Source organism: Enterobacter asburiae (genome assembly GCF_024599655.1).
Taxonomy (GTDB): domain Bacteria; phylum Pseudomonadota; class Gammaproteobacteria; order Enterobacterales; family Enterobacteriaceae; genus Enterobacter; species Enterobacter asburiae_D.
Genome location: NZ_CP102247.1, coordinates 1,018,149 through 1,029,947, shown reverse-complemented (window position 1 = coordinate 1,029,947; position 11,799 = coordinate 1,018,149). Strand labels below are relative to the sequence as shown.

Here is an 11,799-nt window from a genome sequence, read left to right as displayed (position 1 = left end):
CGGCGATTTATTATTTAAATGCCGTTTACTTTTGCGCGCCTACAATCCGCCTCATCAATCATAATGAGACGGTATTAATGAAGATGTTATTGATTACAGGCGTGACCGGATTTCTGGGCGGTGCAGTTCTTGAAAAAATCCTGACCAACGATCAGTCCGTAGAACTCCTTTTGCTTGCGCGCGCCGGCGATCCGCAGAGCGGGCTGGAGCGCGTGCTGGAGAATATGCGCAAGTTCAACGTTCCTGAGGACAAACTGGCCTCCCTGAAGGTGGATAATATCCTGATTGGCGACCTCAGCCAGCCTGAAGCCTTTCTGCACGATCCCCGTCTGGATCGGGTCACGCATGTCGTTAACTGTGCGGCCGTTGCCTCATTTGGTAATAACCCGCTGATCTGGAAGGTCAACGTTGAAGGTACGCTCGCGCTGGCGCGCCGTATGGAGCAGGTCACAGGACTGCAGCGTTTCCTCCACGTCGGCACCGCGATGTCATGCACGCCAGAGCAGGATTCACTGGTCGCCGAAAGCGCTGAATTCAGAGAGAATGCTGAACACCTGGTGGAATACACGTTTTCGAAGTCAACCATCGAACAGCTGATGCGCCAGGAGTGTCCGAACCTGCCGCTGCTTATCGCCCGTCCGTCCATCGTCGTCGGCCATACCCGTCACGGCTGCACACCCTCGAGCAGCATTTTCTGGGTCTTTAGCATGGGCCTGATGCTGCAGAAGTTTATGTGCTCAATGGAAGACCGGATCGACGTTGTTCCGGTGGATTATTGCGCCGACGCGATGTTAATGCTGCTCAACAGCAACGCGCTTCCGGGAGAAGTGGTACACATTTCTGCGGGAGAAGAGAACAGCGTTCGCTTTGCGGATATCGATCAGGCCATGGCGCAGGCGCTGGAGAAAGCCCCCGTCGGGGATAAATATGCGCAGGTCAGCTACGAAACGCTGGTCAGAATGCGCCGCGAGTTGAAGCATATTTTTGGGCCGTGCAACGAACGTCTGATGCTGAAAGCCATGCGTTTATACGGTGCGTTTGCCACGCTTAACGTGCGCTTCAGCAACGATAAGCTGCTGAGCATGGGGATGCCGAAGCCACCCCGGTTTACGGACTACATCGCCCGCTGCGTGCAGACCACCCAGGGGCTGACCATTCCGGAGCAAATGGCGGTCGATTTTAAATAGCCAAAAAAAATGCCAGTCATTCGACTGGCATTTTCATTTTAAGGCTTAAGCAATTATGCCTGGCCTTTGATCTCTTTCAGACCGTTGTATGGTGCTTTTTCGCCCAGCGCTTCTTCGATACGAATCAGCTGGTTGTATTTAGCAACACGGTCAGAACGGCTCATAGAACCGGTTTTGATCTGGCCTGCAGCGGTACCCACAGCCAGGTCGGCAATGGTAGCGTCTTCAGTTTCGCCAGAACGGTGAGAGATAACAGCGGTGTAGCCAGCGTCTTTTGCCATTTTGATCGCTGCCAGAGTTTCGGTCAGAGAACCGATCTGGTTGAATTTGATCAGGATGGAGTTAACGATGCCTTTCTCGATGCCTTCTTTCAGGATCTTGGTGTTGGTTACGAACAGGTCGTCACCAACCAGCTGGATTTTGTCGCCCAGTACTTTAGTCTGGTATGCGAAGCCAGCCCAGTCAGACTCGTCCAGACCGTCTTCGATAGACACGATTGGGTACTGTTTGGTCAGGTCTTCCAGGAAGTGAGTGAACTCTTCGGAGGTGAACGCTTTGTTGCCTTCGCCAGCCAGAACGTATTTACCGTCTTTGTAGAATTCAGATGCTGCACAGTCCATCGCCAGGGTGATGTCTTTGCCCAGCTCGTAGCCAGCAGCTTTTACTGCTTCTGCGATAACAGCCAGTGCTTCTGCGTTAGAACCCAGGTTTGGCGCATAGCCACCTTCGTCACCAACAGCAGTGTTCATACCTTTAGCTTTCAGAACTTTAGCCAGGTTGTGGAACACTTCAGAACCCATACGTACCGCTTCTTTCAGGGATTTCGCGCCAACTGGCTGAATCATGAATTCCTGAATATCAACGTTGTTGTCTGCGTGCTCACCACCGTTGATGATGTTCATCATTGGTACAGGCATGGAGTATTTGCCTGGGGTGCCGTTCAGTTCAGCGATGTGCTCGAACAGTGGCATACCTTTCGCAGCAGCAGCCGCTTTGGCGTTCGCCAGGGAAACAGCCAGGATTGCGTTCGCACCGAAGTTAGATTTGTTTTCAGTACCGTCCAGATCGATCATGATCTTGTCGATGCCAGCCTGGTCTTTGGCGTCTTTGCCAAGGATTGCCTGAGCAATCGGACCGTTTACAGCGCCAACCGCTTTCAGTACGCCTTTGCCCAGGAAGCGGGATTTGTCGCCATCGCGCAGTTCCAGCGCTTCGCGAGAACCAGTAGAAGCACCTGATGGAGCAGCAGCCATACCAACGAAACCACCTTCCAGGTGAACTTCGGCTTCAACGGTCGGGTTACCACGGGAGTCGATGATTTCACGACCGATGACTTTAACGATTTTGGACATTAGATTTTCCTCAGTACAAGTTAAACTAAAACTCCAGACAAACAACGCGTACCAAAGGTACGCGTTGCCGTTCTAACTTTTTTTACTTCGCCTGACGCTTCTGGTAGTCGCTGGCGGCCTTCACGAAGCCTGCAAACAGCGGATGCCCGTCACGCGGCGTTGAAGTAAATTCCGGGTGGAACTGGCAGGCGACAAACCACGGATGGTTTGGCACTTCAATGATCTCGACTAACTGATCATCCCCGGAGCGGCCCGCAACACGCAGGCCCGCGGCTTCAATAGGTTTCAACAACATGTTGTTGACTTCATAGCGGTGACGATGGCGCTCGGTGATGACCGGCTCGCCATACAGCTTGCGAACCACGCTATCGTCAGACAGCTGGCAGGCCTGTGCGCCAAGACGCATGGTGCCACCCAAATCGCTCTTCTCGGTACGGACTTCGACGTTACCTTCTTCGTCACGCCATTCAGTGATAAGCGCCACCACAGGGTACTTACAGTCTGGCACAAATTCCGTAGAGTTCGCGTTTTCCATTCCCGCTACGTTGCGCGCAAATTCGATCAGCGCAACCTGCATACCCAGGCAGATGCCGAGGTATGGAATATTGTTTTCACGCGCATAGCGCGCGGTAGCGATCTTGCCTTCTACACCACGGTAGCCGAAGCCGCCAGGGATAAGGATAGCATCCAGATCTTTCAGGATTTCAACGCCACGCGTTTCAACATCCTGCGAATCAATCAGCTTGATGTTCACAGAGACACGGTTCTTCAGACCACCGTGTTTCAGCGCTTCGATCACTGACTTATAGGCATCCGGCAGTTCAATGTACTTGCCGACCATACCGATAGTCACTTCGCCTGCCGGGTTGGCTTCTTCATAAATAACCTGTTCCCATTCAGACAGGTTAGCTTCCGGACAGTTCAAGCTGAATCGTTTACAAATATAATCGTCCAGGCCCTGAGATTTCAACAGGCCCGGGATTTTATAAATGGAATCGACATCTTTCATTGAAATAACGGCTTTTTCAGGCACGTTACAGAACAATGCAATTTTCGCACGTTCGTTCGCCGGAACCGCGCGATCGGAGCGGCAAACCAGGATATCTGGCTGAATACCAATTGAGAGCAGCTCTTTCACAGAGTGCTGGGTCGGCTTGGTTTTCACTTCGCCTGCGGCGGCCATGTACGGCACCAGGGTCAGGTGCATGAACAGCGCGTTTTCACGGCCAATATCTACCGCCAGCTGACGAATCGCTTCCAGGAATGGCAGGGATTCGATATCACCCACGGTACCGCCGATTTCAACCAGCACCACGTCGTGGCCTTCGCCACCCGTAACAATGCGTTCTTTGATTGCGTTAGTGATGTGCGGGATAACCTGAACGGTTGCACCCAGGTAGTCCCCACGGCGCTCTTTACGCAGAACGTCGGAGTAGATGCGGCCAGTCGTGAAGTTGTTACGACGGGTCATTTTGGTGCGGATGAAACGCTCGTAGTGGCCAAGATCCAGATCGGTTTCAGCGCCGTCTTCAGTAACGAACACTTCCCCGTGTTGGATTGGGCTCATGGTACCCGGATCGACGTTGATGTACGGATCCAGTTTCATCATGGTCACATTGAGGCCACGGGCTTCAAGAATGGCTGCGAGGGAGGCTGCGGCAATGCCTTTACCCAGAGAGGATACGACCCCGCCGGTCACAAAAATATAGTTCGTTGTCATGCTGAACCTGAGAAGTTAGGGTGAAACGATGGAATAACCAGGACGGGAAAGTAGTATACCCGAACACGGCGAGCGCCACAAACTTTCATTCTCCGTCTCCATTCCAGGCCATGACAAACATAAGGAGTGAGAAAATAGCCCCTTTTGGGTAAATGTTTTTGACGCAAATCAAGCGCTTGTCATTTAAAAAATCACACAAATTGCGCTTGATCGCAAAATCTCGTTAGAGATCATGTTCCTGGCGCTTTACTTCCTGCCAGACTTCTTCCATTGCCTCGAGGTCAATTCCGCTCATTTCCAGGCCTCGCGAGGCGACAATCCGCTCAACTTCGCGAAAGCGTCGTTCGAATTTTATGTTGGCTTTTTGCAGGGCGGTTTCCGCTTTTACACCCAGGTGGCGAGAAAGGTTGACGGTCGCAAACAGCAGGTCGCCCATCTCTTCCTCAAGCTTTGCTTCATCCACCACCGCCTGCTGCGCTTCGTGCATGACTTCATCAATCTCTTCGTGCACTTTATCCAGCACAGGGCCGAGAGAGGTCCAGTCAAACCCCACCGCGGAGCAGCGTTTCTGGATTTTATGCGCGCGCATCAGCGCGGGCAGGCTCAGCGGAATATCATCCAGCGCCGAGTGCTGGGATTTTTCCGCCCGCTCGGCGCTTTTGATCTGCTCCCAGCGGGCCAGCACCTCGGCGCTGTTCCCTGCGGTGGCATCGCCAAAGATATGGGGATGACGGCGCTCCAGCTTGTCGCTTATAGCAGCGCAGATATCGTCAAAGTTAAAGCGCCCTTCTTCCTGCGCCATTTGCGCATAGAACACCACCTGGAACAGCAGATCGCCCAGCTCGCCGCGCAGGTCGGCAAAATCTTCACGGGAAATAGCGTCCAGCACCTCATAGGTCTCTTCAAGGGTGTACGGGGCGATGGTGGCGAAAGTCTGCTCTTTGTCCCACGGACAGCCGTTTTCCGGGTCGCGCAGGCGTTTCATGATGCCGAGCAGGCGGTCGATTTGAGTCATGGTTATGTCCTGATAAAAAAACGCCGGGTGGCGGCTTACGCCTTACCCGGCCTACAAAAGAGGGAAATCTTATCCGCCGTGCAGACGACGCGCGTCAATCACATCCGGCACCTGGTTCAGTTTGCCGAGCACGCGGCCCAGCACCTGCAGGTTGTAGATTTCGATGGTCATATCGATGGTGGCAAGCTGCTCGCGGGTATCGCTGCGGCTGGCAACGCCCAGCACGTTGACCTTCTCGTTGGCGAGAATGGTGGTGATGTCGCGCAGCAGGCCGCTGCGGTCGTTGGCAGTGACGCGCACCACCAGCGAATAGCCGGCGGAATAGCTCTCACCCCAGACCGCTTCCACGATGCGCTCCGGCGCATGCGACTGCAGCTCGGCAAGCTGATCGCAGTCGGAACGGTGAATCGAAATCCCGCGTCCCTGGGTGATAAAGCCGACGATATCGTCGCCTGGGATCGGCTGGCAGCAGCGGGCAATGTGGTGCATCAGATTGCCCACGCCCTCGACCACCACGCGGCCATTGTCTTTGCTGCGCTGCTGCGGCGCGTAGGTCTTCTGCTGCAGCTGCTTCAGCGCCGCCGCGTCCTGCTCTGCCGCGCTTGGCTTATTGAACTGCGCCTGCAGGAAGTTCACCATCTGATTCAGACGGATATCACCGCCGCCAATGGCCGCTAGCAGCTCGTCAAGCTCGTTGAAGTTGTAGCGCGGCAGCAGGAATTTCTCCGCCTCTTTCAGGCTTATCCCGATATGCTCCAGCTCGTCGTCGAGGATCTGGCGACCAGCAAGGATGTTCTTGTCGCGGTCCTGTTTACGGAACCAGGCGTGAATTTTCGAGCGCCCGCGGCTGGTGGTGACGTAGCCCAGGTTAGGGTTAAGCCAGTCACGGCTCGGGTTGGGCTGCTTCTGGGTAATGATTTCAATCTGGTCACCCATCTGCAGTTGATAGGTGAACGGTACGATGCGTCCGCCGATTTTCGCCCCGATGCAGCGGTGTCCCACATCGCTGTGGATGTGGTAGGCAAAATCGAGCGGCGTAGAGCCCGCAGGCAGGTCGACAACGTCCCCTTTCGGGGTAAAGACATAGACGCGATCGTCAAAGACCTGGCTGCGCACTTCATCGAGCATCTCGCCGGAGTCAGCCATCTCTTCCTGCCACGCAATCAGCTTGCGCAGCCAGGCAATGCGGTCTTCATGTCCTGAACGCGCCCCGCCGGAGGTGCCTTCTTTGTATTTCCAGTGCGCGGCGACGCCCAGCTCGGCGTCTTCGTGCATCTGTTTAGTGCGGATCTGAATCTCGACCGTTTTGCCGCCAGGGCCAAGCACAACGGTATGGATAGACTGATAGCCGTTCGGTTTGGGGTTGGCGACATAGTCATCGAACTCATCGGGCAGATGACGGAAGTGAGTGTGTACTATCCCCAGCGCGGCGTAGCAGTCCTGCAGACGCTCCGCCACGATCCGCACGGCGCGCACGTCAAACAGCTCGTCAAAGGCGAGGTGTTTCTTCTGCATTTTGCGCCAGATGCTGTAGATATGCTTAGGCCGACCGTAGACTTCGGCGCGCACGTTCTCTTCTTTCATCGCCTGGCGCAGCCCGCCGACAAACTCCTCGATATAGTGCTCGCGGTCGATACGGCGCTCATGCAGGAGTTTGGCAATACGTTTATATTCCGCCGGGTGCAGATAGCGGAAGCAGTAATCTTCCAGCTCCCATTTCAGCTGACCAATCCCTAAGCGGTTCGCCAGCGGCGCATAGATGTTTGTACACTCTTTGGCGGCCAGCACGCGCTCGTCTTCCGGCGCATCCTTCACCTCACGCAGGTGGGCAATACGTTCGGCAAGCTTGATGACCACGCAGCGGAAATCATCCACCATGGCCAGCAGCATCCGGCGAACGTTATCGACCTGTTCTGAAGAGACGGAATCGGTATGGGCAGCTTTAAGCTGGCGGATGGCCGCCATATCCCGCACGCCGTGGATCAGCGCGACGACGGATTTCCCGACGCTGTCGCGCAGCACGTCTTCGCTGACCACGTCCGCATCCGCGAGGGGGAAGAGAAGCGCGGCCTGCAGCGTTTCGATGTCCATGTTCAGCATGGATAAGATTTCAACCATCTCCACGCCGCGCCACAGGAGAAGATCGGCATCCGGATGCCCCTGCGTGGTGCGCAGACAATAGGCCCAGGTTTCGGTTAAGCGTTCACACGACTGCTGGCTGGAAATTCCCAGACTTGCGATCCATTTTTGTGGGTCAAATTCCCCAGCTTTATTGAGATGTGCACTTCTTACCGCAACCATTGTCCTCTCCTTTAGGGACCAGGGCCTGTCGAAGTCGACAAGCCAAACAAATTAGATGTGCTCGAACAACACCATCGATTCCAGATGACCAGTGTGCGGGAACATGTCCAGCATTGCCAGACGCTGAATCTGGTAACCCGCGCTGATTAATGCCTCACTGTCCCGGGCAAGCGTTGCCGGATTACAGGAAACATAGACCACACGCTTCGGCGCGAGTTTAATAATATGTGCCATCACACCCGGGGCACCGGCACGCGCCGGGTCGAGCAAAATTTTATCAAAGCCCTGTTTTGCCCACGGCTGTTGGGTGACATCTTCCTCAAGATTTTGATGAAAGAATGTCACATTTTGCAAGCCGTTCTGCTGTGCGTTCTCCTGCCCTTTAGCCACCAGCGCCTCAACGCCTTCCACGCCGACGACGCTGGCCGCTTTTCGCGCCAACGGCAGCGTGAAGTTGCCCATTCCGCAGAACAGATCGAGCACTCGATCGCTTTTCTGAACATCCAGCCACGTCAGCGCTTTCTCAACCATCTGCTGGTTTACGCCATCATTCACCTGAATGAAATCCCGCGGGCTGAACGTTAAGCGTAGCCCGTTTGACGCATACCAGGGCGCCTCACCGGTAACCTGCTCAAGTATCTCGCTTTGTGGTGCAAGAAAAAGCGCCAGGTCGTGGGAATGCGAAAAGCGTTCCAGTTTTTCGCGATCTTTTTTCGACAGCGGCGCGGTATGGCGCAGCACCATCAGCGGTCCATTGTTTGCCATGACCAGTTCGACATGCCCAAGGTGGCGAACGCCGTCCAGCCCGGAGAGACAGGTGCGCACATCCGGAAGCAACGCCTCAAGATGGGGCACCAAAATGGGGCACTGCTGCACATCGACGATGTCACTGGAGCCGGCCTTGCGAAACCCCATCTCCAGCCGCGCCGTTTTTGGCTGATAGCTGAGGCTCAGGCGGGCGCGCCGACGGTAGCCCCAGGGCTCATCGGCGAGAATTTCGTTAACGTCGTGTTTAAGCTGACGCGCCAGCGCGCGGCTTTTGCTTTTTTGCTGTAATTCTGTGCTCGCATGCTGTTGCTGGCAGCCCCCGCAAACGCCAAAATGTGGGCAGCGGGGCTTCACGCGCTCCGGGCTATCGTTGAGACGACGCTTAACCTGTCCGCGCGCGAACTGGCGTTTATCTTCCGTCAGCGTAATTTCTGCTCGTTCTGTTGGCAGTAAACCTGTTATAAACAGAGCCTTACCATTGTGACGTGCCACTCCCTGACCAAACGGATCGAGGTCCGTGGCTTCAACAGTGATGATTTGACGCGTCGTCACGCGTCGCTTTGCAGAGTAGAATTGCGCCATCGCCGAGATTTTTCTCACATAAACATAATTATCTTAATTGTCCCATAACGGAACGCCATGACCAACTACAGCCTGCGCGCGCGCATGATGATTTTGATCCTCGCCCCCACCGTTCTCATCGGTTTGCTGCTGAGTATCTTCTTTGTGGTGCACCGCTATAACGATTTGCAGCGACAGCTGGAGGATGCAGGCGCCAGCATTATCGAACCGCTTGCCGTTTCCAGCGAGTACGGCATGAACCTGCAAAACCGCGAATCCATTGGTCAGTTAATCAGCGTACTCCACCGCCGCCACTCGGACATCGTACGCGCCATTTCCGTTTACGACGAACATAACCGCCTGTTTGTCACCTCGAATTTTCATCTCGATCCGGCGGCCCTGAAGATCCCGGACGGTACGCCGTTCCCTCGCCATCTCACCGTATTGCGGCGCGGCGATATCATGATCCTGCGCACGCCGATCGTATCTGAAAGCTATTCACCCGATGAGTCTGCGCAGTCCGACGCCAAATCCAGCAACAATATGCTGGGATATGTAGCGCTGGAGCTGGATCTCAAGTCGGTCCGGCTACAGCAGTATAAAGAAATCTTCATCTCTGGCGTGATGATGCTGTTCTGCATTGGCATTGCGCTGATCTTCGGCTGGCGCCTGATGCGCGACGTGACGGGCCCCATCCGCAACATGGTTAACACGGTTGACCGCATCCGCCGGGGACAGCTCGACAGCCGGGTGGAAGGGTTTATGCTGGGCGAGCTGGATATGCTGAAGAACGGCATCAACTCGATGGCCATGTCGCTGGCGGCGTATCACGAAGAGATGCAGCACAACGTTGATCAGGCGACGTCCGACCTGCGCGAAACGCTGGAGCAGATGGAGATTCAGAACGTTGAGCTGGATCTGGCGAAAAAGCGCGCTCAGGAAGCGGCACGTATTAAGTCGGAATTCCTGGCCAATATGTCGCACGAGCTGCGTACGCCGCTCAATGGCGTGATCGGCTTCACCCGCCTGACCCTGAAAAGCGAGCTCAACCCGACTCAGCGCGATCACCTGCACACCATTGAACGCTCGGCCAACAACCTGCTGGCGATCATCAACGACGTGCTGGACTTCTCCAAGCTGGAAGCGGGCAAGCTGATCCTGGAGAGTATTCCTTTCCCGCTGCGCAGTACGCTCGATGAGGTGGTGACGCTGCTCGCGCACTCGTCGCACGACAAAGGCCTTGAGCTGACGCTCAACATTAAAAACGACGTGCCGGATAACGTTATTGGCGATCCATTGCGTCTGCAGCAGGTCATTACCAACCTTGTCGGGAACGCCATTAAATTCACCGAAAGCGGTAACATCGACATTCTGGTAGAAAAACGCTCGATCAGCAGCAATAAGGTGCAGATTGAAGTCCAGATCCGCGATACCGGCATCGGGATTCCGGAGCGGGATCAGTCGCGTCTGTTCCAGGCGTTCCGTCAGGCGGACGCCAGTATCTCCCGCCGTCATGGCGGTACCGGCCTGGGGCTGGTGATCACGCAGCGCCTGGTGAACGAGATGGGCGGCGATATCTCTTTCCACAGCCAGCCGAATCGCGGTTCAACCTTCTGGTTCCACATTAATCTGGACCTCAATCCGAACGTGCTGACCGATGGCCCGGTGACGGACTGCCTGAAAGGCAAGCGTCTGGCCTACGTCGAACCTAACGCGGCGGCAGCGCAGTGCGCGCTCGATATTTTAAGCACCACGCCGCTGGAGGTGGTCTACAGCCCAACCTTCTCAGCGCTTGCCGTTGAGCACTACGACATTCTGCTGATGGGGATCCCGGTCACCTTTACCGGCGAACTGACTATGCAGCAGGAGCGGCTGGCGAAAGCCGCGTCAATGACCGACTATCTGCTGCTGGCGCTGCCCTGCCATGCCCAGCTCAATGCAGAAGAGTTGAAAAATGACGGGGCCGCCGCGTGTCTGCTGAAACCGCTCACCGCGACCCGCCTGCTGCCCGCGCTCACGGAGTATTGCCGTCTTAGCCAGCATGCCCTCCCGCTGATTGACGATGAGCAAAAATTGCCGATGAGCGTGATGGCGGTGGATGATAATCCGGCCAACCTGAAGCTCATTGGCGTATTGCTTGAAGACCAGGTTCAGCATGTGGAGCTGTGCACCAGCGGCGCGCAGGCGGTTGAACAGGCTAAGCAGATGCAGTTTGATTTGATACTGATGGATATTCAAATGCCGGGCATGGATGGCATTCGGGCCTGCGAGCTGATCCACCAGCTGCCGCATCAGCAGCAAACGCCGGTCATTGCGGTCACCGCGCACGCGATGGCCGGTCAGAAAGAGAAGCTGTTGAGCGCCGGAATGAATGATTATCTGGCGAAGCCAATCGATGAAGAGAAACTTCACAACCTGCTGTTACGCTATAAGCCGGGTCATATTGGCGGGACGTACACGGTATCCAGCGAGCCGGTTGAAATCAGCGTCAACCAGAACGCGACCTTTGACTGGCAGCTTGCCCTGCGCCAGGCGGCAGGGAAACCCGATTTAGCCCGCGAAATGCTGCAAATGCTGGTCGCGTTTCTGCCGGAGATTCGCAATAAGGTGGAAGAGCAGCTGGTGGGTGAAAACCCGGAAGATCTGCTGGAAGCAATCCACAAGCTGCACGGTAGCTGCGGGTACAGCGGCGTGCCGCGGCTGAAAAACCTCTGCCAGCTGCTGGAGCAGCAGCTGCGTGCCGGTACGCCGGAATCGGAGCTTGAACCGGAATTCCTGGAGCTGCTGGATGAAATGGATAACGTGACGCGGGAAGCGATGAAGGTATTGGGGAGCTGAGGTAAAAGCCCGGTGGCGCTGCGCTTACCGGGCCTACAGGTGCTCTGACGTAGGCCG

At 55.6% G+C, this 11,799-nt stretch carries 7 protein-coding genes; 2 read left to right on the top strand and 5 right to left on the bottom strand.

From position 1 onward, the window contains the following. Positions 1-77: 77 nt before the first annotated feature. Entirely contained in the window at positions 78-1,187 is a 1,110-nt protein-coding gene (locus NQ230_RS04985; protein WP_257260254.1) for an SDR family oxidoreductase, read from the top strand. 53 nt (positions 1,188-1,240) lie between these two features. Here the strand turns inward: NQ230_RS04985 and eno are convergent, their stop codons facing one another. From eno to rlmD, 5 genes are all read right to left on the bottom strand, one after another. Beyond that, positions 1,241-2,539 carry a phosphopyruvate hydratase gene (eno, locus tag NQ230_RS04980; RefSeq protein ID WP_023309012.1) on the bottom strand — a complete coding sequence of 433 codons (1,299 nt, stop codon included), beginning with the start codon at positions 2,537-2,539 and terminating at the stop codon, positions 1,241-1,243. Positions 2,540-2,621: 82 nt separating this feature from the next. Beyond that, positions 2,622-4,259 (bottom strand): glutamine hydrolyzing CTP synthase, encoded by a 1,638-nt coding sequence (gene pyrG / locus NQ230_RS04975; RefSeq protein WP_257260250.1) that lies wholly within the window; start codon positions 4,257-4,259, stop codon positions 2,622-2,624. 223 nt (positions 4,260-4,482) lie between these two features. Next, positions 4,483-5,274: a nucleoside triphosphate pyrophosphohydrolase gene (gene mazG, locus NQ230_RS04970; protein WP_193940377.1), complete on the bottom strand. Its 792-nt coding sequence runs from the start codon at positions 5,272-5,274 to the stop codon at positions 4,483-4,485. 69 nt (positions 5,275-5,343) lie between these two features. Continuing rightward, the gene (gene relA, locus NQ230_RS04965; RefSeq protein WP_023309015.1) at positions 5,344-7,575 is read right to left on the bottom strand and encodes a GTP diphosphokinase; all 2,232 of its coding nucleotides are present in this window, start codon (positions 7,573-7,575) and stop codon (positions 5,344-5,346) included. A gap of 51 nt (positions 7,576-7,626) precedes the next feature. Next, positions 7,627-8,925: a 23S rRNA (uracil(1939)-C(5))-methyltransferase RlmD gene (rlmD, locus tag NQ230_RS04960; RefSeq protein ID WP_121424546.1), complete on the bottom strand. Its 1,299-nt coding sequence runs from the start codon at positions 8,923-8,925 to the stop codon at positions 7,627-7,629. Positions 8,926-8,982: 57 nt separating this feature from the next. Here rlmD and barA point away from each other — a divergent pair, with 57 nt between their 5' ends. Further along, positions 8,983-11,742, top strand: coding sequence for a two-component sensor histidine kinase BarA (barA, locus tag NQ230_RS04955; protein ID WP_121424547.1), 2,760 nt, complete (start codon positions 8,983-8,985; stop codon positions 11,740-11,742). The last annotated feature ends 57 nt before the right edge of the window (positions 11,743-11,799 follow it).

What these genes read in the sequence shown, in the direction of transcription:
- pyrG (WP_257260250.1), bottom strand. Translation starts at nt 4,259, where the DNA reads ATGACAACGAACTATATTTTTGTGACCGGCGGGGTCGTATCCTCTCTG.
- NQ230_RS04985 (WP_257260254.1), top strand. Translation starts at nt 78, where the DNA reads ATGAAGATGTTATTGATTACAGGCGTGACCGGATTTCTGGGCGGTGCA.
- relA (WP_023309015.1), bottom strand. Translation starts at nt 7,575, where the DNA reads ATGGTTGCGGTAAGAAGTGCACATCTCAATAAAGCTGGGGAATTTGAC.
- mazG (WP_193940377.1), bottom strand. Translation starts at nt 5,274, where the DNA reads ATGACTCAAATCGACCGCCTGCTCGGCATCATGAAACGCCTGCGCGAC.
- rlmD (WP_121424546.1), bottom strand. Translation starts at nt 8,925, where the DNA reads ATGGCGCAATTCTACTCTGCAAAGCGACGCGTGACGACGCGTCAAATC.
- barA (WP_121424547.1), top strand. Translation starts at nt 8,983, where the DNA reads ATGACCAACTACAGCCTGCGCGCGCGCATGATGATTTTGATCCTCGCC.
- eno (WP_023309012.1), bottom strand. Translation starts at nt 2,539, where the DNA reads ATGTCCAAAATCGTTAAAGTCATCGGTCGTGAAATCATCGACTCCCGT.